Origin of the sequence: Mycetocola sp. BIGb0189 (assembly GCF_024810155.1) — a bacterium.
Taxonomy (GTDB): Bacteria; Actinomycetota; Actinomycetes; order Actinomycetales; family Microbacteriaceae; genus Mycetocola; species Mycetocola lacteus.
This window is the reverse complement of sequence record NZ_JANUED010000006.1, coordinates 211,030-236,390: the sequence shown is the minus strand read 5'-3', so window position 1 is coordinate 236,390 and position 25,361 is coordinate 211,030. Positions and strand designations below refer to the sequence as shown.

Sequence of the window (25,361 nt, the reverse complement as noted above, 5' to 3'; positions counted from 1 at the left end):
GATGTTACGCAGGAAGCGGCGATATCGGGCGGGCACTCGCCCACGCTCACCCCGCATCACGGTGGCGGCTACTTTCCGAAGCGGCCGGTGCGGGTATTGCGCGGGGACGCGACCCCGGCCTGTTCGGCATTGCGCCAGGCCTGCTGGGCGGGCGTCAGATTGCCCGAGGTGGGGGCACTCACCGGGGTGCGGGATCCGTGCGGGCGGGCGCCCACCGGAACCAGGCCTCCCCAGGCGTGGCAGAGAGCCAGGGCCAGGGCGTCCGCGGCGTCCGCGGGCTGAGGCAGTTCGGCCAGGCCGAGGATGCGGGCAACCATCTGCTGCACCTGCTTCTTCTCGGCGTTGCCGTACCCGGTCACCGAAGCCTTGACCTCGGACGGGGTGTGCATCCCAATCGGGATGCCGTGTTTGGCGGCGGAGTACAGCGCCAGGCCGCTGGCCTGCGCGGTCCCCATCACCGTGCTGAGGTTTTGCTGGGCGAACACACGCTCAACCGCCATCGCGGTGGGCGCGTGTTCCACGATCGCCGCGTCGATCCCCTCGGCGATGGCCAGGAGTCGCGCGTCGATGGACATGTCTGGGCTGGTGCGGATCACCCCGTAGTGCACGAGGGTGGCCCGACGGTTCGGTGCGACATCGACAATGCCGATGCCGCACCGGGTGAGCCCCGGGTCAACACCCAGTACCCGAGTGCTCACGATGCCTAGTCCTGCTCGAGCTCGGCCTGCACCTCGGCGCTCAGGCCGTAGTTGCCGTAGATGTTCTGGACGTCGTCGGACTCTTCCAGCGCATCGATCAGGCGGAACACCTTGCGGGCGGTCTCGGCGTCCACGTCTACCTTGAGGTTCGGGATCATCGCAACATCGGCGGACTCGTAGTCGATACCGGCCTCCTGCAGCGCCTTACGCACGGTGACCAGGTCGCTCACGTCGGTGATGATCTCGAAGGTGTCACCCTCGTTGAGAACCTCTTCGGCACCGGCCTCAAGCACGGCCTCCATGACGTCGTCCTCGGTGGTGTTCTCCGCCGAGACAACGATCAGACCCTTGCGGTTGAAGTTGTAGGCCACGCTACCGGGGTCGGCCATGGTGCCGCCGTTGCGGGTCATCGCCGCACGCACGTCGGCGGCCGCACGGTTCTTGTTGTCGGTCAGACACTCGATCATGAGCGCGACGCCATTCTGCGCGTAGCCCTCATAGATGATCGTGGTGTAGTTGATGACCTCACCGGTCAGACCCGCGCCACGCTTGATCGCGCGGTCGATGTTGTCGTTGGGAACGGAGGTCTTCTTTGCCTTCTGAACCGCGTCAACCAGGGTGGGGTTTCCGGACAGATCGGCACCACCGATCTTCGCAGCAACCTCGATGTTCTTAATCAGTTTGGCAAACGACTTCGCACGGCGCTGATCGATGATCGCCTTCTTGTGCTTGGTTGTTGCCCACTTGGAGTGTCCGGACATATGCTCCCGTTTCGTCGTATATCCCCTCTATTCTACGGGTCCGACCGGGATCTTCTCGCATCCGGGCTGGCGTGCTCAGGCGTTTTTGGCCGCGAGCACCATCTCCAGGAAGTACCGATGCACCGAATCGTCCCCGGTCAGCTCGGGATGGAACGAGGTGCCGAGGAGGTTTCCGTGGCGGGCGGCGACGATCGATCCGTCCTCCAGGCTCGCCAAAACCGCGGTCTCGGTCGACACCGCGACAATCAGCGGGGCGCGAATGAAGGTTGCGGCCACCGGATGATCAATCCCCGCAAACTCCAGGGTGGTATCGAAGGAGTGGGCCTGGGAACCAAACGCGTTGCGTCGCACCGTCACCGGCAGACCACCGAGGTTCTGCTGGCCGGGAGCCGCATCCAGCACGGTATCGGCGAGGAGGATCAGGCCGGCACACGTCCCATACGCGGGCAGGCCGGCGCGCAGCAGGGCGATCAGCGGATCACGCACCTCGAACAGACGCATCAGCTTATCCAGCACCGAGGATTCACCGCCGGGCAGGACGATTCCGTCCAGCCCGCTCAGGTCTGCGGGTGTGCGCACGGGCACGGTTTCCGCACCCACCCGGCTCAGCGCCTCCAGATGTTCGGAGACGCCACCCTGGAGCGCGAGCACTCCGATGCGTGCTGTCATGGTCAACACTCCTTCAAAAACGGGTTCGCGTGTGTACCCAGGGGGGCACACACGCGAACCGGGGATCGATTTACCAGCCGCGGTCGGCCAGGCGGTGCGGAGACTTACCTGTCCCGGTCGGCCTGACGATGCGGAAACCTACCAACCGCGCTCGGCTAGGCGGTGCGGAGACTTACCTGTCCCGGTCGGCCTGACGATGCGGGAACCTACCAGCCGCGCTCGGCCAGGCGGTGGGGAGCGGCCAGGTCGGCCACATTGATGCCCACCATGGCCTCGCCGAGTCCGCGTGAGGCCTGCGCGATCACGGCCGGGTCGTTGAACGCGGCGGTGGCCTTGACCACGGCGGCGGCGCGAGCCTCGGGGTTGCCGGACTTGAAGATACCCGAGCCGACAAACACGCCGTCGGCGCCGAGCTGCATCATCATCGCGGCATCGGCCGGGGTGGCCACTCCCCCGGCGGTGAACAGGACAACCGGCAGGGTGCCGGTGCGAGCGACCTCAACCACCAGGTCAAACGGCGCCTGCAGGTCCTTGGCGGCCACGTACAGTTCGTCCTCATTGAGCGCCGACAGCGCACGGATCTGCGACTTGATGGTGCGGATGTGCTTGGTGGCCTCGGAGACGTCGCCGGTTCCGGCCTCACCCTTGGAGCGGATCATGGCCGCCCCCTCGGTGATGCGGCGCAGAGCCTCACCCAGGTTGGTGGCACCACAGACGAAAGGCACCTCGAAGTCCCACTTGTTGATGTGGTTGACATAGTCTGCGGGGCTCAGCACCTCGGACTCGTCGATGAAGTCCACCTCGAGCGCGCCGAGCACCTGGGCCTCGACGAAGTGGCCGATGCGGGCCTTGGCCATGACCGGGATGGACACCTCGGCACGGATCGCGTCGATCAGGTCGGGGTCGCTCATCCGAGCCACGCCACCCTGGGCGCGAATGTCGGCGGGAACCCGCTCGAGCGCCATCACGGCAACGGCGCCGGCGTCCTCGGCGATGCGGGCCTGCTCGGGGGTTACCACGTCCATGATCACCCCGCCCTTCAGCATGTCGGCGAGGCCGCGCTTGACGCGGGTGGTGGCGGTGGTCTGGGTGGGGTTTTCTGAGGTCATGCGCCTACGTTATGACATTAACCAGTCCAATACCCGTGAAGATTGCAGTCCAATATTAATCAGGTGGCTGTTTGGCAGAGTTCTTGGGTGATATATCAGGTTTTGGACCGATTCTCTCACCCGAGAATGACGCCGCGGTCCCCCAAATCACAGTGGCAAAAAGCATAGCCGCGCCAATATATTGAACGCCCTCAAATGGTTGGCCCGATGCCGCGGCGAATAACGATGCCACAAGAGGTTCTCCCGCAAGCAAGAGCGCGACGCTGGACGGCGCAATCTGGCGCGAAGCCCACAGTTGAAGCCCGAAAGCAATGGCGGTGGCACCAACGCCAAGATAGGTGAGCCGTGCCCAGTCGCCTGGCTCAAGTTTCTCAAGCGTTGAGGGGAGGTTATATGCACCCCCAAACACCCCCGCGACTGCTGCAACCGTCAGCATTTGAATCGCGGAGATATGCAACGAAGACGTGCCCTGGGTGTTTCCCACCTTCGAAAACAAAACAAGCTGGACCGCACGCACCAGAGCCGAGAGCACGATCAGCACATCGCCCGTCGTAAACCCCGTTATTGCACCGCCGGCGAGGAGCAAAATCGCGCCCGAGGCCAGCCCAGCACGAAGGAACGAAGCCCTGGGTATTCGTTGAGATCCGAATGCACGTTCAACAAATGGGACCGCGAGGATGGTGACCGACACAAGGACACCGGCGTTACTGACGGTTGTCCCGAAGACGCCCCAGGTTTCCAGTCCAATAACCACCGCAAGGACGCCTCCGAAAATAATCCCCGACGTCAATTCTGTCCGAGTGCTCCCACCGCGAGTTGCACACACAGCGATCAGGAGGCAGAGACCACCAATTGTGAATCGAATAAAGATCAACGTTGGCACAGGCATACTTGATACCGAAAAAGCGCCTATCGTGACATAGCTCGAGCCCCACAACAGGACAACGACGAGGAGCGCAGCCACCGGAAGGGTTGAGCGCCCCCACCCGCTGAATGCTCTCATCATCACGGCTTCAACTGATTCGTGCTCATCACAAAAATTGCATCATTCTGAGTTGCAGGATGCACGGCGTCACCGATCGCGGGTATTTCGCAAGCGCGACGCGAAGGACGAAAAGGCAAGAGCGCTCCGCGCCGCATGTCCCTCCGTCTGCCTCGCAAACTGCTGCCCATATGATGCATATCCCAGGCTGAAACGAGACGATACACTCAGGACGGTAATTGTGCCGTGGTCTAGCCGAACCCTAACGTCACCGGTTATTGGCTGGCTTAGCTCGATTGAAGCGTTTCGTGCAGACCTGGGCAAGATCCCAAACCAGTCACCAGCCACGGCAGATGACGTAAGCGCTTCATCCACTCCGGACTTGAACGAGAGTTCGGCCGCAGTGAGAGTCGCGGTTTCTAGATGGTGATGAGCCAGTGTGAGTACCGCGGCGGCGGGTGCCTCACGAATTTCATGATTCTTTAATCCATCGTGCAGGGGCTCCAACCCAGAGAAACGACCGATTCCTCGTTGTCCGGCCTGCTCATTCAGCCTCATAACAATCCTAAATAGTGACAGCGCCTCACCATTGATCGCAATCGGGAGGCCAGCCTTGAACGAAATAACCAAATCCACGGGTCCTCGAACTACCTGGCTAATATTCTGTGTCCAGGCAAAGACACCTCCATCGGGGAGTGGGTTTCTTGAGTCTTCAAGGGCACCGTTTTCAATCACGCGTGCCCAGGGCGTTGCATCCACGCTGTAGCGACCCCCGGCATCGAAACTCACACCAGATTGGGTCAACGCATCCAGCTTATGTTCACGCGTGATCGTTGATTGAGCGAAGGGAATTCCGATAGTGAGACCGGGATCCAGAGTCAAAAGTGAGTTACTCAAGCGGTAAAGCGAATTCTGCATAAACGTGCTTGTGTGTACGATCGACCGAATTCCAAGGTCATGAGCAACATTCACCGCGGCTTGGGCGAGCAACGGTCGGCTTAGACTCGAACTAATGGGATATAGGCCGTTGAACCAACAGCGAGACCTTATCGCTGGGGCGATAAACGTATCCGCAAAATTTTCTCCGAGATGGCGCACGATTATCGGTGTGCGCAATGCCTCTGCACGCTGTACGACGCCACTTACGTCATGATCGAAAAGGTCTATATGCAGTGCGTGAACTTGCAATCCCTCTTCGGCAGCCCAATCGAGAAAGTAGCTACCATCAACTCCCCCCGAGTAAAGAACGAGCATCGGTTCTCCGCGCAACCTCAACTCATCAAGAGTGGACAGCACGTCTACGTCCAATGAAATCATGCGGACCCGCCGTTACTCTTCAAAAGCTCGGGAAGATTGGTGATCAAATGACTCGAATTCTCTCGAACCGCCCTACTCCGACGAATGTCGGCAACCACGCTGCAACGACGCAGCCATCTGTCATTTCCGTCAAAGCGTGGCAAAAAACCCGAACGGGCATGGACCGCACGCCGATTGTCAATAATCAGCACATCACCGGCTTCCAGGACAGAACCCACAACAACACTCTCCAACGCGGTGCGCAGCGAGGCTAACGCAGCGGCGGCACCGTCAGTGATGGCGACCGTGGCATGAAAATCTACTGCCAGGTCAGGCACCTCCGCGGCACCGGCGATAACGCTATGTGCTGGCGAGACTAACCGACTGTCAAGCCCTCGAGTAAACGACGCCGATGCATGAGTCCGGAAAAGTGGTTGGCGCAGCGTTGCCATGTCCTCTTTAGACAGAAAAGGCAACGCACGGGTAATAGACGCGGCCGCCGTGACAGCTTTCCGATCATGATCGCTTCGAAGCGCAAATAAGCAGACAAAATCGGGCGGAAACGGGTGAAAACCATTTTCGGTGTGGAACTCTAGCCACACCGACCCGCTGTTTTCTTGTTCGGTACGTCTCCCCGCTATCGGGGCAATATCCTGCACAATTCTTCCGGCCTTTTCATCCTCGTATGAAACGAGATCGCCCAGCGTTCGCGCGATGAGCAAAAGTGGCAGGTCAAATTCAGCCGATATCGGCCATTCTGGGCCATAGCCGTTCGCGGGGGTCGGGATGAGGAAATCAGGTATCGGCACGTTTCGAATGAGCACAGCACCGGATTCGTTGGAATCTCTACGAAAATCCTGCAGGGTTTGCCACGATTCGGCCGAAAGTAGGGCATTCCCATCCTGAGTCAACGCGGAAAGTGCATAGTCGATTTCGCTCGATTCCGAGAGCAACCGGTGCCGGAGCTCACTCAGGTGATCGGCCGAATCCTCTTCTGCATGGAGGACTGATCCCACCGGAAAATCAATGAACTGCGGTGCTCGAGAATTCATAATCTCACGATTCCTTCGATGTCGCTGAAATAGCTGATGATTCCACGACGATAGGCGCATGATGCCCGCGAAACCTGGTGCACTTGTGAATTCTCAGAGCATAACGAGACTGCGTTGCGTACATGCACATCGTTCTCTTGACACAGTGCTGCCTTCCTGATTCGAAAACCAGCTGAAAGCTCAGCGCAGAAACACAAAACCGCCCGCTTCCGGGGAAGCGGGCGGTTCGGTGTGTGGACTAGGCCTTCGGCCAGGCTTCGGCGATCGAGGCGCGAACCTCGCCGAGCAACTGTGGCAGTGCCTTGGTCTTGGCGATGATCGGGAAGAAGTTCGCATCCGAACGCCAGCGCGGCACGATGTGCTGGTGCAGGTGGGCGGCGATCCCGGCCCCGGCAACCTCACCCTGGTTCATCCCCAGGTTGAAGCCGTCGTTGTGGGAGACCTCCTTGATCACGCGCATCGCGGTCTGGGTCAGCGCACCGATCTCGGCGACCTCCTCGGCCGTGGCCAGATCGTAGGTCGAGATGTGACGGTACGGGCACACCAGCAGGTGACCGCTGTTGTACGGGAACAGGTTCAGCAGCACATAGGCATACTTTCCCCGGGCCACGATCAGGCCGTCCTCATCGCTCATCGAGGGGGCCACGCAGAACGGGCAGTCATCCTTGGCGGGCTGCTGCCCGTTCTGGATGTAGACCATCCGGTGCGGGGTCCACAGCCGCTGGAACTCGTCGGGAACACCGGCTAGCACGTTGCCGTCCGGTTCGGCGACGAAGCCCATGCCGGGCTCCGCCGCCGGATTCTCGGGAACTAGTCCTGCCATGCGGTGTTGACCTGGGCGTGGGTTTCGATGGCGTCCACGATCTTGGCGATCGCCTCGTCCACCGGAACACCGTTGAGCTGGCTGCCGTCACGGAACCGGAAGCTCACGGCACCGGCCACGCGGTCGTCCTCACCGGCGATCAGCTGGAACGGGATCTTCGCCTTGGTGTGGGTACGGATCTTCTTGGGCATGCGGTCATCGCTGTGATCCACGTAGGCACGGACACCGCGGGCACGCAGGCGGTCGAAGATCTCCTCGAGGTACTCGGCGTACTCCTCGGCAACCGGGATGCCCACAACCTGCTCGGGGGCCAGCCACACGGGGAACGCACCGGCGTAGTGCTCCAGCAGCACACCGAAGAAGCGCTCGATCGACCCGAACAGGGCGCGGTGAATCATCACCGGACGCTGCTTGGTGCCATCGGCCGCGGTGTACTCGAGGTCAAAGCGCTCGGGCAGGTTGAAGTCGAGCTGGATGGTCGACATCTGCCAGGTACGGCCGATCGCGTCGCGTGCCTGAACCGAGATCTTCGGGCCGTAGAACGCGGCCCCGCCCGGGTCGGGAACGAGTTCCAGGCCGGACTCCACGGCCACCTGGCGTAGGGTCTCGGTGGCGTCATCCCACATCTCGGGGCTGCCCACGAACTTTTCGCTCTCGGGATCGCGGGTCGACAGCTCCAGGTAGAAGTCGTCGAGGCCGTAGTCCTTGAGCAGACCGAGCACAAACTCCAGGGTGGAGGTCAGCTCGGACTTCACCTGGTCCGGGGTGGCGTAGATGTGGGCGTCGTCCTGGGTCATACCGCGCACGCGGGTGAGGCCCTGCAGGGTGCCGGACTTCTCGTAGCGGTACACCGAACCGAACTCGAACAGGCGCAGCGGGAGCTCACGGTAGGAGCGTCCACGCGAGCGGAAGATCAGGTTGTGGAACGGGCAGTTCATCGGCTTGAGGTAGTAGTCGGCGCCCTGACGGGTCACGTGACCGTGCTCATCGCACACCTCGTCGAGGTGCATCGGGGGGAACATGCCATCCGCGTACCACTGCAGGTGACCGGAGGTCATGAAGAGGTCACCCTTGGTGATGTGCGGGGTGTTCACAAACGAGTAGCCGGACTCGGTGTGGCGCTTGCGCGAGTAGTTTTCCATCTCCTGGCGGATGATGCCGCCCTTGGGGTGGAACACCGGCAGGCCGGAGCCGATCTCGTCGGGGAAGCTGAAGAGGTCCATCTCGGCACCGAGCTTGCGGTGGTCGCGCTTGGCGGCCTCCTCCAGGCGGGTCTGGTAGGCGCGCAGCTCGTCCTTGGTGGGCCAGGCGGTGCCGTAGATGCGCTGCAGCTGCTTGTTCTTCTCGGATCCACGCCAGTAGGCGGCGGCCACGCGCATGAGGGCGAAGCCGTTGCCGATCAGACGGGTCGAGGGCAGGTGCGGGCCGCGGCAGAGGTCCTTCCAGACGGTCTCGCCGGTCTTGGGGTCGACGTTGTCGTAGATGGTCAGCTCGCCGGCCCCCACCTCAACGGACTCGTTGTCGCCACCGTTTTCGGCACCACCCTTGAGACCGATCAGCTCGATCTTGTAGGGCTCGTTCGCGAGCTCGGCCTGAGCCTCCTCATCGGTCACGACGCGGCGCACGAAGCGCTGGCCCTGCTTGATGATGCGTTCCATCTCCTTCTGGAGGGCCTTGAGGTCCTCGGGGGTGAAGGATTCGGCCACGTCGAAGTCGTAGTAGAAACCGTCGGTGACGGGCGGACCGATGCCGAGCTTGGCGTCGGGGTTGACCTTCTGAACCGCCTGGGCCAGCACGTGGGCGGCCGAATGGCGAAGGATGTTGAGGCCGTCCTCGGAATCGATCGTGACCGGCTCGGCCACGTCGGTAGTCTCCAGAGTGGTGGCGAGGTCCTTCAGTTCACCGTTGACGCGCATGGCGACAACGTTGCGGTCGGGGAATCGTTCGAATCCGTCAGACACCTGTTGTGCTCCTCTTGTAAATAGATTCGCCCATTCTATCGGTTCCGGGCCTGCGCCGCCGACCGTCACGCGCCGTGCATCCGAGGTCACGACGGTACGAAACTTCCGCGGTACCCCCGTAGCATTGCGGCATGAATGATCGTGAACTCCGCCAACCCGCGACCAGATTGCCCTTCACCTTGATCGTGCTGGGTTTTCTGGCAATACCGGTCTTGTGGCTCTGGCAGGTACTCAGCGGCATCGGAGCGGGCGGTGGGCTTGGCAACACCAGCTACAACTACACACTCATGACCATCTTTGTTCTGGCCGTACTCTCCGGAATCGTTCCGGCGATCCTCGGCGTGGTGGGTGTACGCCGCGCGCGGAGCATTCGGCGGCAGAATTCGAACGCACGGGTAGAGTCGGCAGCCTCGGTGTGGGTCATCATATTTGGTGTTTTTCTCGCCGTAGCCTCGGGCGCGGTGACCAGCGACTATGCACACCGCGGGCTCGAGAATGAGATCGAACACGCCTACCGGACGAGCCTGCCCCTCACCGACCGAGAATCCGCCTCCGTCGAACAGGTGACGGAACACCTCCGCGACTTCGCCGAACGCTCTCTCGCCTCGGTGGGAATCGACCCGACGAGCATGTCAAACATCGAGGTTGATTCTTCTTCATCCTGTTCACTCGGCAATCTCGATGACGGCGTTGAAGTATGGTTCACGGCGACGGCACCGTATGTCGTTGATGACGAAGGATTGTGGCAGGAAGCTCGTAAGTTAGGCGACCCCTACGAGAGGTATGCCGAACTGTTTTATGCCCCCATCCTGAGTTCCTGGATAGACCAGGGTGTAGACGCACAAATATCCGGACAGGGCAAGGATTCCTCGATAGAGATCACAAGGTTTTCGGCAGCTGCCGGTTCGAAAAACGAATTTGTTGATGGCGGGTGGCTCAGCCTGGACATCGGCATACCCGAGGTAAAGGTGAATTTCGGCAGCGTATGTGTGCGGGCCCCCGAAACCGCCCAGCCGACACCGTAGCCAGCGGTGCCGCGACCGGCAGAGACTTCTGCTGACGGTGCATCCGATCTATCGGTTTGTGTGTTGCCCTGCGGACCCCACGCGCGGTGTGTGCCATTGCCGGTGCACCTCGATACACTCGCAGGAATACCGCCGGGTTCACACCCGCCCCGAGAAGGAGCACCCCGTGACCGTAGATTCCCCCGTTCCATCCGATTCTCTCGTGCGGGTGAACCTTGCGACGGGGGTTTTGCGCGGGAGCGTACGCGGCGGGATCGCCCGTTTTCTCGGGGTGCCCTATGCCGCACCGCCGGTGGGCGAGAACCGCTTTGCCCCTCCGGCACCGGTGTCGCCCTGGACGGGTGAGCGCGATGCGACCCTTCCCGGTGCAACCTCGCCGCAGGCCCCGTACCTCGGGGCGCTGCACGAGCTGCTTCCCAATCCGATCATTGAGGGACCCGATTTCCTGACGGTCTCAATCTGGGCACCACACGCGCCCGCCGCCCCCGCACCGGTGCTGGTGTGGATCCACGGCGGCTCGCTGACCCGCGGGTCCAATGCGGTTCCCCTGTATGACGGCACCGCGTTTGCCCGCGACGGCATCGTTGTGGTCTCGGTCAACTACCGGCTGGGTGCCGAGGGGTTCTCGGTGTTGGACGGCGCACCGCTGAACCTGGGGATTCATGACCAGGTGGCGGCCCTGCGCTGGGTGGCGGAGAATATCGCCCACTTCGGTGGCGATCCCGAGCGGGTCACCGTGTGTGGCGAATCTGCCGGTGGTGCCTCGGCCGCGGCCCTCATGGTGTCGCCGGAAACACGCGGACTCATCCATCGGGTGATCGTCCAGTCCGGGCCGCTGCACACGGACTCGGCGCACAAGGGTGCGCGGTTCGCCCGTGCGATCGCGCGCACGCTGCGCATTCCCGCCACCAGGGAGGCGTTTGCCGAACTCTCTCTCGCCGAACTCCTGGCCGTACAGAATCGGGTGGAGGCATCCTCCTCGCCACTCACCGGGGGCGCGGCCTTTCAGATCAGCACCGACCCGGAGCTGATCCCGGTCTCCCCCGATGCGGCGCTGGCCGCCGGCGTCGCCGCCGACATTCCCCTCCTCCTCAGCACGTGTCGAGACGAGTACCGGCTGTGGTTTGTACCGGATGGACTGGTGAATCGAATTCGGCGCTGGCACATCACCGCCGCACGCCTGCGGTTTGGCGTGAGTGCCCGCACGATCCGCGTGTTCCGGCGCGCACGTCCGGAGAGCAGGCCCGGCGAGACGCTGGGCGAGGTGACCACCGATCTGATGCTGCGCGTGCCCGCGTATGCGGCAGCCGATGCGCGGCTGAGCCACGGGGCTAGCACCCACGTGTGTGAGTTTGCCTGGCCCACCCCCGTACACGACATTCGCGCGGGGCACGCCCTGGAAATCCCGTTTGTGTTTGACCGGCTGGATGACCCCGCCGCACTCCCCTACACCGGTGCGCGGCCGTCGCAGGACGTAGCCACGGCCATGCACGGTGCCTGGGTGGCGTTTATCCGCGGTGAGACCCCCGGCTGGCCCGAGTGGGATGCCTCCCGCCCGGTGGGAGTGGTGGGCGCTCCCGGACGCCCGGTGATTGAGACCGTGCACGGGCCTCGGGAACCGGAGCGCGCGTCCCTCGCTCGGGATCTGGCCTAGCGCTCGTCCGGCACGGGGGCAGCACCGTTTCGTGTCTCGCGGTCGAACGGCAGCACGGGCCGCCATCCACTCTCCAGGATGGGGACCAGCGGCAGGCACACCACGAGGCTCCAGCCGACCGTGGGCAGGTAGGATCCAGCCCACCAGGAGTTGCCACCCTCACCGCGCAGCAGGTCGAAGAAGGTGAGGGCGAACCCAAAGACCAGGGCCACGATCGAAATGATGCTCAGCCGGACGATGCCACCGCGGGTACTCGTCGAGGGCTTCAGGTAGAACGCGGCAAGACCGGCGATGACACCCACGAGGGCGTTGGCCAGGTGCCAGTCCCAGTATGTCCAGACGGACGAGCCCTGGAGAAGGTCGACGATGGGGTTTCCGATGAGACCCACCAGGCCACCGGCAATGGGACCGAACCGAATGCCGAGGAAAACGAGCACGGCGATGGCCGGACGAATGGTCACGTCGTCGCTGTGCGGCAGCGTGTAGCTGAAAATGCCCAGCAGGCCATACAGCAGTCCGCCCACGATGCCGATGCCCACAACGCGGAGTGAGAGCGTCCAGGGGGCGGGTAGGAGCGAGCGATTGAGCAGGCTGGGTGCGGTGACGGTCATGCTGGCAGCGTACTTCCACGACCGCCCAGCGCCATAGGTTTTGCCCCGAATGGGGGCGACGCTCTACCGCACGAATCGACGGCTCAGACGCCCTGCGATGTCCGGATACCTGGATCGACACATGCGGCCACGTAGTCTGAAAACATGGAAACCGAAGCAGCCCACCCCTCCACAGTTTCTACTGGGACGAAAGCCCCCACGCGGTCGGCACGGAACCTCCTCATATTTGGAGCCATCGCATTCCCCTTCATCTTCGTGGCGCTACTCCTTGGGCAGGTGTCCTCTTCCGTTGCCACGTCGTACAGTGCGGATCTGAATACGTTCATGATTTTCAATTTTTTCGCGGCACTGATCATCGGGCTGTTACCGGCAGCGTTTGCGGTACGAGACATCTTTCGCATCCATCGCAATCCCCCTACCGACACCACGTTTCGGATGGCCTCGGGTGGTTCATTCGCCATCGCCATCACCGGAATCATCATCGCCGCACTGGGTGCGAGCGCCACGGCACCCGCGGCGCTCAGCGCCTGGGAGAGCGAGGCCAGGCAGGCGCAAATTCGCTCCGCCCCTCCCACCACTCGGGAGCAGTGGGACGTTCAGGATGTTGCCTCGGATATGACCACACTGCTGGAGGGCGGGTTGCGTACGCTGGGTATCGACCCCGCGGGGCTCGTCGAGACGACGATTGGCCCGGAGCCCGGAGAGCGGACCTGCACCCTGTCCAACCTTCAGGCGGGGACATGGGTATCGGTGAGCGCGACGGTGCACCTCCCCGAGCTCCCCACGGATGAGGGGGCCACAGACGCGGATACCACCAACGCGGGTGCCACGGAGACGACCACCGCGGAGCCGCGACGATACACAACGATTCCGGTCACGTACTGGGCACCGCTTGAGGCGTACTGGGGTGAGCAGGGATTCCGGATACTGATCCCCGATGAGACTGAGCCATCCCTACACGCCATTGTTGATGAGCCCGGTCAGCTGCACGATGCTCAGCTCAGCCCGGCATCTGAGGCGATCCGGAGCGGAAGGGCCCAAATAACTGATCTCTCCCGAGGTTCTGCCAATTCGGGGCAGGCAAGCTCCGGGGCCGAGCTCAGCCTGACCATGAGCAGCTCCTGCGTGGTGGATCCCGAACGCTAGCGCACGAGGCGCGCGCCGCCGCGGAGCACGGTTCTCCGCGGCGCTCGCACCCTGGGGAGCGGTGTCCCGCAAAAAGCGAAAAACCCGGCAGACGCTGTGTCTGCCGGGTTTTTCTGTGGTGAGCGATACTGGGATCGAACCAGCGACCTCTTCCGTGTCAGGGAAGCGCGCTACCGCTGCGCCAATCGCTCAGGTATTAAATTATTGAGTGGAGGTGGCGACGGGATTCGAACCCGTGTGGACGGCTTTGCAGGCCGCTGCCTCGCCTCTCGGCCACGCCACCGCATGCGGGTAAAACCCGCGTGCCGTAACCGATCTTTCGATCGCTTCCCAACACTCGAGCGGATGACGAGATTCGAACTCGCGACCCTAACCTTGGCAAGGTTATGCGCTACCACTGCGCCACATCCGCATTTTGTTTACCGTTTCCGGCTACATCAATAGAATACAGGAAACGATGGGGACGAAGCGAATTACACCGGTGTTTTTCTAATATTCGCCCGCCGCATACCCTCACGATCCCCGGAATGGCGCGGATTTTCGACCCGTCACACAACGACGGCATCGGGCGTGTCCCCTGGCGCGGCGCTTCCCTCACACGGACGAAGTCAGAGTGAAGCCGTCGGCTACACTCGGGGCGCGGTGCCACACTCCCCCGCCCCTCGTCCCCGTCACTCATCCCCCGACAGTCGCGCAACGGGAATGGCATCCATCGACGCGAACCCGCAACAGCAAAAACCCCGGAGAAGTCACGAGGACTTCATCCGGGGTTTTCTTTTGTGAGCGATACTGGGATCGAACCAGCGACCTCTTCCGTGTCAGGGAAGCGCGCTACCGCTGCGCCAATCGCTCAAATGTGAAACTATTCTACACCCGAGGGTATAGGGAGAAAAGCTCTGCCGGTACGAGACCAGCCCGAAGGCTTATTCCGAGCGGATGACGAGATTCGAACTCGCGACCCTAACCTTGGCAAGGTTATGCGCTACCACTGCGCCACATCCGCATTTTGTTTACCGTTTCCGGCTACGTCTTAGACATTACCGAAGCCCCGAGCGGGGTTGCAAATCGAGGGCGATTTTCGGCGTTTCGCGCGCGTCTGCCTGTCTGGCGCCGCAGACCCAGATCCCCGCACGCCACAAAAATGCCCGAACACACAAAAACACCGGATCGGTCTGCTGACCGATCCGGTGTTTGATCTGAGCGGATGACGAGATTCGAACTCGCGACCCTAACCTTGGCAAGGTTATGCGCTACCACTGCGCCACATCCGCATATTTTGTTTTTGTCCCCGTTCCCGGGTACGTCATTACTTTATCCGCATCAGGCGATTCGATGCAAATCCCCCTCCCCCCTCGGCGTTTCGCACGCCGGAAAAGGAGCGGCAGGCCCGAGGTTGCGCACCTCGGCTCGGGCCTGCCGCTGGTCTATCCGCCCAGCATCGGCGCGATCACAAACGTGAAGAGTGCGATCAGGACGCTCACCGAAATCACCGCGGTACTCGCGAGGATTCCGGTGGCGGAAACTCCGGAGTTTCCGGTCATCCGATGACCGGCCAGCCCAAACGATACGCCGCCATCGCCCTGCCCGGAATCATCATCTCGGTACACGCTGGCCTGGCGAGCGAACCGTTCGTTAAGCAGCGCGATCGAGCCCAGCAGGGAATTCATGACCTCGGCTCGCCAGATTCGGGTGGTGTGCCGCATGTAGAGGTACAGGCGATCCTCGATCACCTCAACCTCGGCGTTTTGCGCCACATCCAATACCGCAGCCATCACGTCAGGGGTGAAGATGTACAGCGCGTCACGTTCATATCCGGCCGGGCAATACAGCGTGAAGTGGCGGTGAAAGTCGCCCTCGAGATCGAGCTTGACGCGGTTCCCCAGGCCCATCCCGGCGAGGGACAGAATTCGTGACTTCGGATTCTTCAGGATCATATGCGGCAGGTCTCGCGGCAAAATAATCTCCGCAAACACAAAGGGACGGGTGATGTTGACCCGATCGTTCCGCTCCGAATTGGTCGGATAATTGGTGCCGATATCAAGCCACTCGTTACGGATCATGCCACGCTCCACGTTTTTGGCCCGGAGCGGGAAGCCGAGCCCCGGACGTCCACGCGTGATCACACGGTCGCGGTACTCCAGCCCGTTCAGCAGCGCAAAGCGTGCCAGTCGGGTGCGGTGAGCCGCCCCCAGCAGCCAGTGCACGTAGCTGACGATCAGGATCAGGCCCCAGGCGGAGACGATCGCCAGCGGGATCCACGGCGGCGCATCCTCTAACAAAACGATCAACACCGCGGCAATCGCGAAGACGGCCAGGAGCCCCAGCAGCGAAAAGATACTTACCGCGGTGAGCCTGCCCCACCACGGCACCTGTGCGAATTTCCCCAGTCGGGTAAAGTCCCGCAGCCGAATCGGCGCATCCAGGGAATCGCCCGGGTGGCCTATTCCTTCCACGCCAGGTTTCCCCACGGGCCGTTACGGTCCCCGTTCATCGCGCGGGCAAAGGCAACCATCTCAAAGGTCTGCTTGGTTTCGAACTCGTCCTCAACCTCGGCGTCGGACCAGTGCATGGTGCGTCCGAGGACATAGCTGCGCCCAAACGCGGCCCAGGAGTCGAATTCGGCCCGGGCGATGGCATTGATCTCACGGATGGCCTGGGCCGACTCCTCGCGGGTAATCAGCCCCATGCCCACACTCCAGACGCACACGGCCACGGCCTGTCCGAGCGCATAGCCGTCCAGGCTGGTCACCAGGTCTCCAGCCTCAAACAGGCCACCCTTCTTCGCGCTCTTGCGTGCCTTGTTTTCGTAGTGCATCAGGCCGGTGACAAATTTACGTTCGTCTCCCTTACCGCTACCGCCGGCCTCCCTGATGGCCGTCAGCCATTCCTTACTCGTGGGTACCCGACCGAGGCGAGCGGCCAGACCCGCACGAATCCCGAGCAGCTCCTGCCACAGGGTGCGGCGGCGGCGATTCCCGATGAGGCGCTGCACGTTCTCCGCCCAGTCATCGCGTGTGTTCAACCCCCACTGCTTGGCCAGGGCCTTCTGCAAGCTCTTTGAGGACGCGATCTCGGTGGCGGTGGGATCGTTCCAGTCGATCATGGGGTTTTGCAACTGGATAAATCCGAGGGCCAGATCGTTGGCTTCACGGGAGTCGGCGGGGAAATCATCGCTCTGATGGGCCTTTCCCGCCGGCAGCAGCGCAAGCACCACAAAAATCAGTACGATCACGCCCACGATGATCGCCAGCAGAATCCAATTGTCCATCACCCACCCGATGGCTTGATCGATGATCGATGTGCTGATGCGTGCGGCATGAACCGACATGGTTTCCCTTTCGTGCGGCGGGCCTGCGCCTCACCGTCTCCCCGTATTGCGCCGTGATGAAACATACTCACCGCGCCCTAGAACACAAGAACAATATCCAGCCGGTGCCTCGAAAAAAGAAAACCTGTCGCAATCCGCACGCTCGCTGCGACACTACGTCACACTGTCGGAAACCGGCTATCGAGGGCACAGTCTCGCGTCACAGGGGCCGGTGATAATTACGGAACTGCGGGAACACATTCGCGACCGGCCAGAGCTCTACCGCTATCGCGTGAACCAGGATTTCTCCCGCCTCAAACCACTGCGGAGGGAGTTGTGGTCCGCTAGATGAATCCTGATTCAGCGAGAGGTCGGCGACCGTCCGCCAAAAATCTGTCCACGGTTTGAGCCTGGCCGCAAGCGTGTCACTGAGACCGAGTTCGCGAGGAGACCGCGGCCCATCGATGGATTCCCAGAGCGGCCACTCGCTCCCCCAGCCGGGAGACAGGCGAATTTCTCGAAGCTGCCCCGCATCTTCCAGGTTCCTCCGCCGACGCGCCTGCTGCATCGTCGCGAACGGTGGCACCACGATTTCCAGGCCGGAATCGGGGTCCGTCTCACACGGCCAGGACTCCTGATCGGCAAAGCGATAGGCGCGAGGTGGATATCGACGGCTCACGGGGCCAGCATACGCACCATCACAAGACGAGACAAGAGCCCCGAACCGCACACACTCCGCCGGCTCCCTCCCGGAAAACACAAAACCCCGCACCATTGGATGCGGGGTAATTTTGTGGGCGATACCGGACTCGAACCGATGACCTCTTCCGTGTGAAGGAAGCGCGCTACCAACTGCGCCAATCGCCCTTTTGAGTTGTGAACCCGTTCCCGGGCACATCAATACTTTATCTGATGGCCCGGGCGCATTCCTAATCGAGTGGGGGTACGCGTGTCGCGCTCGGGCGGGTGCGCCGCCGGGTGCCGAAGATCAGCGCGCCGGCGATCATCATCGCACCGCTCCAGCCCAGGATGATCTGCAGGGTCTGCCCCCAGGTAACACCCGGGGTGATCCCCCGGTACAGCGGCACGTCGGCGATCATGTATCCGGGCTGATACGGGGCAATCTCGGCCAGCGTGTTCCCGTTGGCATCCACGGTCTGGCTGGTCCCCACGGTGGAGATGTTCACCAGGGCCCGGCCGGTTTCCAGCGCGCGCAGTCTTGCGATGGCCAGCTGCTGCTCGTTCTCGGCGGTCTTGCCGAAGTCCGCGTTATTGGTCTGGGCCAGAATCACCTGGGCGCCGCGCTCCACACCCTCGCGCAGCAGGTTGTCATCCACGATGTCGAAGCAGATCGAAATGGCCGCGATGGTCCCCCGCACGTCGAATACGTTGTCCCGAGTACCCGGGGTGTAGTCTCGCCCGATCAGCCCGATCAGGTCCGGGGCCAGCGGTTCCCAGAAGGAGCGGTCGGGCACATACTCGCCAAAGGGAATCGGGCGCACCTTGTCATAGCCGTCCAGCGGCCCCTGGCCCGCTTCCCACATCAGCGAGGTGTTGTAGTAGTTACCGTCCCGCTGGGTGATGGTGCCGGTGATGATCGGGGCATCCAGCAGCTGACCCAGCGAATTGAGCGCCTGCGAGGCACGCGGATCCAGCATCGGGTTCAGATCCGATCCGTTCTCGGGCCAGACCACCATATCCGGTCGCTTATCCAGCAGCGGCAGGGATGCCTTGAGCTGACTCTGCAACACATCTCCCGGCTCACGCTTATCGAAATATCCGGCGGGACCATTGCCCTGGACCGCGGCGATCCGGCTGGTACCGATCTGCTCGGTCTGTGCGAGCGGAACCGCAAGCAGCGCGGCCACGATCAACGCGGGCAGCAGCGCACGCGCCGGACGGTGAGCGATTCCCGAACGCCAGAAGTAGAGGAACACCACCGGCAGCAGCGCCAGGACAAACGAGGCTCCGGTAAAGCCCACCCAGCTCACCAGCGTCCCAAACGGGCTCTCGGCATGGGCGAGAATCAGTCGACCCCAGGCAAACCCGCCATAGGGCCAGTTTCCGGCGATCTCCTCGCGGGTGATCCACACGGTCGCGATGGCCATCGGCGTCACGGCCCAGGCGACTCGCGGCGAAAAGATCCGCGGAATGCGTCGGGCTACCACGGCGATGCACCCGGCACCCAGGCCAAAGATGATGCCCTCCAACACCGAGAGCGCAAGCCACGGTACCGGGCCCAGATACAGCGCGGTCCAGGACACCAGCGTCAGATAGAATCCAACACCGGCGAGGATCCCGAGCCCGGTGGCCATCCAGAACCCGCGGCCGATGACCGCGAGCACAATCATGATTACGCCCACAAAGGTCAGCGGCCACCAGCCCAGCGCGGGAAACGCCGAGGCGAGCACCGGACCGGTTCCCAGCGCCAGCAGGAGAGCCAGCGGCCAGCGCACCCAGGGGGTCTCCGCGCTCAGCCGAGAGGTCTCACCCGGCAGCGGAGCGGGACGCAGGAAGCGCCGCCAGCGGCCGTCGGCGAGCACGCTCGCGCCGGAAAAATCGGGGATAAACCGCTGTGTCATTCACGCATCTTCCTGCCCGCGCGGTGCGCGGGTCCCTCAACTTCTATCAGACCGAGCTGTATGCAACGATGCCGCGACGCACACCGTTCAGCGCACGACGGGCAACGGTCGCAACCTCGGGGTCCGCGACATTGGCCAGCTGATCCAGCAGATCGATGGTTTGCTTGGACCAGCGCACAAAGTCGCCGGCGGCCATATCGGCCTCGCGCAGCACCTGATCCAGGTCGCGTCCCCGCACCCACTCAAACATCGCGTGCGAGAGTCCGGTAGCAAGCGGCTCGCTGCCGGGAAGCTGGTGGGCTCGCTCGGTATCATCCAGCGTCGACCACAGTTCCTCGGTTGCGCGCAGCGCATCGCGGAACGCGCCACCGGGGAGATCGCGCTCATCAAGGTTGCCCTCATCCCGGCGCGGTTCATAAACCAGCGCGCAGGCCATCGCGGCCAGCTGAGGAGCATCCAGCTCGCGCCAGAGTCCACGGCGCAGGGATTCGGCAACCAGCAGGTCCCGTTCACCATAGATGCGCTTGAGGATCCGACCGCTCTCGCTGAGCACCAGGGCCCCGTTATCATCCTTGACCAGATACTCGCGGTCCTTGAGCACGTCGGTCACCCGGTCAAAGACCCGGGCCACCGCACCGGTGCGCTCGTTGATCTGCCGGGTCAGCGAGTCCGTGGAGCGCTTCAGCTTCCACCAGCGCTCGGCCCAGCGTGCATGCTGTTCCCGTTCGGGACAGCGGTGACACGGGTGCTCGCGCATCTGCCCGCGCAGCTCGGTCAGACGGTCCTGACGACGGCGCTGGGTGGCCTTGGAGCCGTGCTCATTGGACTTGCGTTCGATATCGGTCAGCTCACGGCGAATACGCGAGTATTCGGCAAAATCACCCAGGTGGCAGGTCATCGACTCGGCGTAGCCCGCGAGCGAGGCACGCTGCTCCTGAACCTGACGGGCGAGACCCAGGACCGCACGATCGGCCTGGAACTGCGCGAACGAGGACTCCAGAATGTTGCGGGTCCGGTTGCGACCAAACTGATCGATCAGATTGACGGCCATGTTGTAGGTCGGCCGGAAGCTTGAGCGCAGCGGATACGTCCGCTTGGAGGCCAGCGAGGCCACGGCCTCGGCGTTGAGCTCCTCTCGCCAGTGGATCACCGCGTGGCCCTCAACATCGATCCCGCGACGCCCGGCACGACCGGTCAGCTGGGTGTACTCCCCCGGTGTGATTGGCACGCGGGCCTCACCGTTGAACTTCTCCAGCTTTTCCAGCACCACGGTACGCGCGGGCATGTTGATGCCCAGCGCCAGCGTCTCGGTCGCAAAAACGACCTTGACCAGCTTGCGGCGGAAGAGTTCTTCCACGACCTCCTTGAAGGCCGGCAACAGACCCGCGTGGTGGGCGGCGACGCCGCGCTCCAGCCCGTCGCGCCAGCGCCAAAAGTCGAGCACCGCGAGGTCCTCGTCACGCAGCGTCCGGGTGCGGTCGTTGACGATCGAGCGGATCTCTCGACGCTCCTCGGCCGTGGTCAGCCGGACACCGGTGCGCAGCACCTGGCGCACCGCCTGATCGCAGCCGTTGCGGCTGAACACAAAGAAGATGGCCGGCAGCAGGTCGTTTTCACCCAGCAGCTCCACCAGACCCGCGCGATCCAGCTGGCCGCTACCGGGCAGGGGGCGGCGCGGACGGCGGTCGCGTTCCCGACGGCCACGGCCGCGGGAGGACCCCTGGAAGCCGCCGTGCGCCATCCGAATAAACTCGGGATTAACGGTGCGGGTATCGCCACGGAACTCGGTTTCGAACATGTCCACGAGCTTGCCGCGCACCAGCACGTGCTGGTCCAGCGGAACCGGGCGCGCCTCGGAGACGATGACCTCGGTGTTGCCACGCACGGCCTGCAGCCAGTCGCCAAACTCCTCGGCGTTGGACACCGTGGCCGACAGCGCAATCAGTCGCACCGAGCGCGGCAGGTGGATGATGACCTCCTCCCACACCGCCCCGCGGAAGCGGTCGGCCAGGTAGTGCACCTCATCCATGACCACATAGGCCAGATTATTCAGCAGCGACGAGCCCGCATACAGCATGTTGCGCAGCACCTCGGTGGTCATCACCACGATGCGGGCACCGGAGTTAATGTTTGCATCTCCGGTGAGCAGACCCACCTGATCGGCTCCGTAGGTTTCCACCAGCTCGGAATACTTCTGATTGCTCAGCGCCTTCATCGGCGCGGTGTAAAACACCTTCTGCTTCTCGGTCTGCATCGCCGCGAAGATCGCGAACTCGGCCACCACGGTTTTACCGGCACCGGTGGGGGCGGCAACCAGAACACCGTTACCCGCCTCGACGCTGATTGCCGCGGCACGCTGGAACGGATCCAGCGCAAACTTCTGACCCTGCATAAAGGCGGTCGCCACCGGTCCCACCACATCGGGACGTTCGGGGGCCACCACCGGAGCTACCTCGGCCGAGAGCCCGGCATCAAACACCTGATCGGTAATCGGAGTTGCTGCGGGCTCAGGGGGCGAGGTGGTCATTTTGCGCCTTCCGGGTCCAGGGCGGCGGCCGCATCACGCTTGGCCACCCGCCGATCATGCATCCAGGCAACTGCCCAGGCGCCAAAGTACAGCACAACCATCGGGATCGCGAGCAGGAACATCGAGGCGATATCCGCGGCCGGAGTGGCCGCCGCGCAGAACAGCGCGATGATCAGGATGGCCCAACGCCATCCCCCGATGATGCCCTTCGCACTCAGAACCCCCACAAAGTTCAGCAGCACCAGCAGCACCGGCAGCACGAAGGCGATACCCACGGCCAGGATGAGCCGCAGCACGAAGTCGTAGTAGTAACCCGCCTGATAGATGTTCGCGGCACCCTCGGGGGTAAACCACGCCATCACCTCGACGATGTGCGGAAACACCAGCCACCCGGCAACACAGCCGGCAAGAAACAGCGGAATTGCCGCGCCCACAAAGCCGGCCGCGTAGAGCTTTTCCTTGCGGGTCAGCGCGGGCATAAAAAACGCCCAGATCTGCGAGAGCCACACCGGAGAGGACAGCACCACACCGATCGTGAGTGCCACCTTCATCTGCAGGTCAAATGGTGAGGTGACCGTATCAAAGTTCAGCAGCGCCGTGCCGGTGGTGCTGAGCTGCTTGATCGGTTGGGAGATTGCCGCAATCGCCTGCCGGGAGAAGATGAACCCAACAATCATCGCCAGGACGATGCCGAGGGCGCTGATGAAGAGACGCTTGCGGAACTCTCTGAGGTGCGCGCCGAGGGACATGCGTCCCTCCCGGTTTTTCACCGGCTTGGCGCTAACCGCCACGACGGGCTTAGTTCTTGGTCGGAGCGTCGTCCGCGGTCGGCTCAGCCGGGGTGGAGTCACCCTCGGGCTTCTTGCCGGCACGGATTTCGCTCTTAAAGATGTTCATCGACTGCCCCAGGCTGCGAGCCAGGCCGGGAAGCTTCGGCGCGCCCCAGATCAGCAGAATGATGAACAGCAGGACGGGCAGGTGCCATCCGGCGAGCAGGTTTTGCATGGGAAATCCTCTGGTTGGTGTACACGTACGTACACATCGAGTCTATCGCGAATCCGAGCGAAGCGCAGTGAGGTCGATTACAGCCCGTATCCGGCCAGCGCCTCACGCGACCAGGCGGCGACCTCCTCGCGGGCGGTTCCCGGATCGGTCACCTCGGCCAGGCCTCCCAGCCCCGCCACCACGCGCTTGAAACCGTGCACATGACCAAGCCGCAGGTTGACCAGCGAGCGATTGCCCACCTCGCGCACCTGAGAGTCGGCGGTAAAGAACTCGGCGATCATCGGAAGCGCCGCGGTCTCAATGTTGATGGTGACCGTGAGATCGGTTGCCGAGGGCTGGAAGAAATCGGAGGGCACGCTGAGGTCGTCGGCACCGTGCTGGGCCTGATTCTCGCCGATCTCGACCCCGCTCATTCGATCGATGCGGAAGGTACGCACGGCCTGGCGCAGGTGACACCAGCCACGCAGGTACCAGTCGCGGTCCAGGGACTCCACCCGCAGCGGGTCCACGGTCCGATGCTCGGTCCGGCCGTCGGCCGAGAGGTAGTCAAAGCTCAGCTCGCGACGCTGTGCGAGGGCATCCCGCACGGGCACCAGAGCGGCGGTGGCGGGGCTCGCGGCCACGGCCACCTCGGTCGGGCGACCGGAGGAACCGATCGCCAGCTTGGACATAAGCGAGCCGATCACCTCGTCATCGGCCGAACCCGGCAGCGCCGAGAGATACTGCAGCCCGGCGATCAACGCGGCCGCCTCCCGCGCCGAGAAGCGCGGGGAATCGTCGATGACCACGAGCCGGGTGAGCACGATCTGGTCGCGCTGCTCAAACAGATCCCAGTCGATATCGAACAGGTCTTCATGCTGATAGGCGCTGGTCTCCCCAGGAACACCGGAGACCGCAATCAGCGCCACGGACTCACGAATCAGCGCCTCACTCACCCCGAAGTGCTCGGCGGCGGTGGCCACACTGACCTGCTCATGCTCGATCAGATAGGGCACCAACACCAGCAGGAACGCCAGGCGGTCGCGCCCCTGAAGCCCGGCACCGGCGCGGGCGGTGGACTTGGTCATCGAGACTCCCCCTCGGATCGATCGGATACGGCCTGCGCCGTGTGGTTGCGCAGCGTTCGCCGCAGACGTTCAATCACCGCGTCCCGCAATGCCGCGGGTTCCCGCACCAACACTTCGGGACCATAGCCCGCGAGCTCATCGGCAAATACATTGACATCGGTGTAGTGGACCCGCAGCGGGGCATCATCGCGATCCAGCGCACGGGTGAGCAGGCGACGGGCAGCCTCGGTGTCCGGGCGCACATCCAGCAGCGCACACTGACTCTCATAAAGCGCGCGCAGGTCCGCCAGGGCGCGATCGGCGCTACCCGCGTTGTCTTCGGTGAACGAACGACGGGTTGTGGTCACCGCCCCCAGGATGCGCGAAAGCAGGAAGGTACGCGGCCCCTCGGCATCTCGATCGATACCGTGCACATGCCAGCGACCCTCATGCTGCACCAGGGCCAGCGGGGCCACACGGCGGCGGCGCGCGTGTTCGTCACCGGGCTTGAGGTAGTCGAAGGTGACCTCAAGCCTGCGATCCATCGCCGTGTTGAGCGGCGCAAACGCGCTCTCCCGGGTGCGCAGTCGCGGCGCGTAGCCGATCAGCGGGTCCGAGGACTCGACCCCCAGCGCACGCAGCTTATGCAGCGCACGCTGCGATTCATCCGAGAGCGAGCCCTCGCGCCACACGGTTCCGGCCAGCGAGAGCACCCCAATCTCGGCCGGCGAGAAGGTGACCTCGGCGGGCAGATCGTATTCACCCTTGGGGATGCGATAGCGCAGCAGCTGGTTGTTGCCGCTCTCCCCCGGAGGCTCCACGGTCTCCAGTGGAATACCCAGCTCACGCACGTCATCCTTATCGCGTTCGAACTGACGTTCGAGCGAGGTGTTGTCCCCACCACGCACAAAGCGCTGGCGATATCCCTGCACGGTGGAGAGAATTTCGGCTTTGGTCAGCCCCTGTTCACTTGCGAGCAGCGCAAGGACAAGACTGAAGAGCCGTTCCTCAACGGGAACACGGGGCGGGGTGGCGCGAGTAGATTCGAACACGTATTCAGTTTAGCGTGTTGTGACGGCCGGTGGTTGATTCGTGTCGGGCGCGGCG

22 protein-coding genes and 7 tRNA genes are annotated in these 25,361 nt (G+C 63.0%); 3 read left to right on the top strand and 26 right to left on the bottom strand.

Annotated elements, in window-relative coordinates; all coding sequences use genetic code 11:
• Positions 1 to 68: 68 nt before the first annotated feature.
• From ruvC to thrS, 9 genes are all read right to left on the bottom strand, one after another.
• On the bottom strand, positions 69 to 698 hold the full coding sequence (ruvC, locus tag M2390_RS11365; RefSeq protein ID WP_030143443.1) for a crossover junction endodeoxyribonuclease RuvC: 630 nt from the start codon (positions 696 to 698) through the stop codon (positions 69 to 71).
• Between the two features lie 5 nt (positions 699 to 703).
• Entirely contained in the window at positions 704 to 1,459 is a 756-nt protein-coding gene (locus M2390_RS11360; protein ID WP_121649813.1) for a YebC/PmpR family DNA-binding transcriptional regulator, read from the bottom strand.
• A 75-nt stretch (positions 1,460 to 1,534) separates the two neighbouring features.
• A complete protein-coding gene (gene pdxT / locus M2390_RS11355) occupies positions 1,535 to 2,128 on the bottom strand; it encodes a pyridoxal 5'-phosphate synthase glutaminase subunit PdxT (RefSeq protein ID WP_259178787.1) in 594 nt (197 codons plus the stop codon).
• A 206-nt stretch (positions 2,129 to 2,334) separates the two neighbouring features.
• Positions 2,335 to 3,237, bottom strand: coding sequence for a pyridoxal 5'-phosphate synthase lyase subunit PdxS (pdxS, locus tag M2390_RS11350; protein ID WP_259178784.1), 903 nt, complete (start codon positions 3,235 to 3,237; stop codon positions 2,335 to 2,337).
• A 55-nt stretch (positions 3,238 to 3,292) separates the two neighbouring features.
• Positions 3,293 to 3,991 carry a DMT family transporter gene (locus tag M2390_RS11345; protein WP_259178783.1) on the bottom strand — a complete coding sequence of 233 codons (699 nt, stop codon included), beginning with the start codon at positions 3,989 to 3,991 and terminating at the stop codon, positions 3,293 to 3,295.
• Between the two features lie 318 nt (positions 3,992 to 4,309).
• Positions 4,310 to 5,536, bottom strand: coding sequence for an argininosuccinate synthase domain-containing protein (locus M2390_RS11340; protein WP_259178782.1), 1,227 nt, complete (start codon positions 5,534 to 5,536; stop codon positions 4,310 to 4,312).
• Positions 5,533 to 6,567 carry a TauD/TfdA family dioxygenase gene (locus tag M2390_RS11335; RefSeq protein WP_259178780.1) on the bottom strand — a complete coding sequence of 345 codons (1,035 nt, stop codon included), beginning with the start codon at positions 6,565 to 6,567 and terminating at the stop codon, positions 5,533 to 5,535. Before M2390_RS11335 ends, M2390_RS11340 begins: the two co-directional genes overlap by 4 nt.
• Before the next feature lie 238 nt (positions 6,568 to 6,805).
• Positions 6,806 to 7,348, bottom strand: coding sequence for an HIT domain-containing protein (locus tag M2390_RS11330; RefSeq protein WP_259178857.1), 543 nt, complete (start codon positions 7,346 to 7,348; stop codon positions 6,806 to 6,808).
• A 29-nt stretch (positions 7,349 to 7,377) separates the two neighbouring features.
• Complete coding sequence (gene thrS, locus M2390_RS11325) at positions 7,378 to 9,306, bottom strand: threonine--tRNA ligase (protein WP_220700575.1); 1,929 nt, start codon at positions 9,304 to 9,306, stop codon at positions 7,378 to 7,380.
• A 176-nt stretch (positions 9,307 to 9,482) separates the two neighbouring features.
• On the opposite strand from thrS, the gene M2390_RS11320 reads away from it, so the two are divergent.
• Positions 9,483 to 10,376: a hypothetical protein gene (locus M2390_RS11320; protein WP_259178777.1), complete on the top strand. Its 894-nt coding sequence runs from the start codon at positions 9,483 to 9,485 to the stop codon at positions 10,374 to 10,376.
• Positions 10,377 to 10,542: 166 nt separating this feature from the next.
• Entirely contained in the window at positions 10,543 to 12,030 is a 1,488-nt protein-coding gene (locus M2390_RS11315) for a carboxylesterase/lipase family protein (RefSeq protein ID WP_259178775.1), read from the top strand.
• Here M2390_RS11315 and M2390_RS11310 read toward each other — a convergent pair.
• Entirely contained in the window at positions 12,027 to 12,641 is a 615-nt protein-coding gene (locus tag M2390_RS11310) for an ECF transporter S component (RefSeq protein ID WP_259178773.1), read from the bottom strand. The genes M2390_RS11315 and M2390_RS11310 overlap by 4 nt on opposite strands.
• Positions 12,642 to 12,965: 324 nt before the next feature.
• Here M2390_RS11310 and M2390_RS11305 point away from each other — a divergent pair, with 324 nt between their 5' ends.
• A complete protein-coding gene (locus M2390_RS11305) occupies positions 12,966 to 13,787 on the top strand; it encodes a hypothetical protein (RefSeq protein ID WP_259178772.1) in 822 nt (273 codons plus the stop codon).
• Between the two features lie 116 nt (positions 13,788 to 13,903).
• On the opposite strand, the gene M2390_RS11300 is transcribed toward M2390_RS11305, so the two are convergent.
• The 16 genes from M2390_RS11300 to M2390_RS11225 form a co-directional block, all read right to left on the bottom strand.
• Positions 13,904 to 13,978: transfer RNA gene (locus tag M2390_RS11300), tRNA-Val, on the bottom strand.
• 18 nt (positions 13,979 to 13,996) lie between these two features.
• Positions 13,997 to 14,070: transfer RNA gene (locus M2390_RS11295), tRNA-Cys, on the bottom strand.
• A gap of 57 nt (positions 14,071 to 14,127) precedes the next feature.
• Positions 14,128 to 14,199 (bottom strand) — tRNA-Gly (locus tag M2390_RS11290).
• A 368-nt stretch (positions 14,200 to 14,567) separates the two neighbouring features.
• Positions 14,568 to 14,639 (bottom strand) — tRNA-Val (locus tag M2390_RS11285).
• Between the two features lie 79 nt (positions 14,640 to 14,718).
• Positions 14,719 to 14,790, bottom strand: a tRNA-Gly gene (locus M2390_RS11280).
• A gap of 196 nt (positions 14,791 to 14,986) precedes the next feature.
• Positions 14,987 to 15,058 (bottom strand) — tRNA-Gly (locus M2390_RS11275).
• Positions 15,059 to 15,211: 153 nt separating this feature from the next.
• Positions 15,212 to 16,240 (bottom strand): DUF3137 domain-containing protein, encoded by a 1,029-nt coding sequence (locus tag M2390_RS11270; protein WP_259178771.1) that lies wholly within the window; start codon positions 16,238 to 16,240, stop codon positions 15,212 to 15,214.
• Positions 16,228 to 17,115 carry a DUF1266 domain-containing protein gene (locus tag M2390_RS11265; RefSeq protein WP_259178770.1) on the bottom strand — a complete coding sequence of 296 codons (888 nt, stop codon included), beginning with the start codon at positions 17,113 to 17,115 and terminating at the stop codon, positions 16,228 to 16,230. The genes M2390_RS11270 and M2390_RS11265 overlap by 13 nt, the downstream gene beginning before the upstream one ends.
• 199 nt (positions 17,116 to 17,314) lie before the next feature.
• A complete protein-coding gene (locus M2390_RS11260; protein WP_259178769.1) occupies positions 17,315 to 17,773 on the bottom strand; it encodes a hypothetical protein in 459 nt (152 codons plus the stop codon).
• Between the two features lie 115 nt (positions 17,774 to 17,888).
• A tRNA-Val gene (locus M2390_RS11255) sits at positions 17,889 to 17,961 on the bottom strand.
• Between the two features lie 62 nt (positions 17,962 to 18,023).
• Positions 18,024 to 19,676, bottom strand: a complete 1,653-nt coding sequence (lnt, locus tag M2390_RS11250; protein ID WP_259178766.1) for an apolipoprotein N-acyltransferase — start codon at positions 19,674 to 19,676, stop codon at positions 18,024 to 18,026.
• Between the two features lie 46 nt (positions 19,677 to 19,722).
• Positions 19,723 to 22,068, bottom strand: a complete 2,346-nt coding sequence (locus M2390_RS11245) for an RNA helicase (protein ID WP_259178856.1) — start codon at positions 22,066 to 22,068, stop codon at positions 19,723 to 19,725.
• A gap of 131 nt (positions 22,069 to 22,199) precedes the next feature.
• Positions 22,200 to 22,952, bottom strand: a complete 753-nt coding sequence (gene tatC / locus M2390_RS11240) for a twin-arginine translocase subunit TatC (RefSeq protein ID WP_121688524.1) — start codon at positions 22,950 to 22,952, stop codon at positions 22,200 to 22,202.
• Between the two features lie 49 nt (positions 22,953 to 23,001).
• Positions 23,002 to 23,208 (bottom strand): twin-arginine translocase TatA/TatE family subunit, encoded by a 207-nt coding sequence (locus M2390_RS11235; RefSeq protein WP_030143432.1) that lies wholly within the window; start codon positions 23,206 to 23,208, stop codon positions 23,002 to 23,004.
• A 77-nt stretch (positions 23,209 to 23,285) separates the two neighbouring features.
• Positions 23,286 to 24,275: a YafY family protein gene (locus tag M2390_RS11230; protein WP_259178762.1), complete on the bottom strand. Its 990-nt coding sequence runs from the start codon at positions 24,273 to 24,275 to the stop codon at positions 23,286 to 23,288.
• Positions 24,272 to 25,306, bottom strand: a complete 1,035-nt coding sequence (locus M2390_RS11225) for a YafY family protein (RefSeq protein ID WP_259178760.1) — start codon at positions 25,304 to 25,306, stop codon at positions 24,272 to 24,274. The genes M2390_RS11230 and M2390_RS11225 overlap by 4 nt, the downstream gene beginning before the upstream one ends.
• Between the last annotated feature and the right edge of the window lie 55 nt (positions 25,307 to 25,361).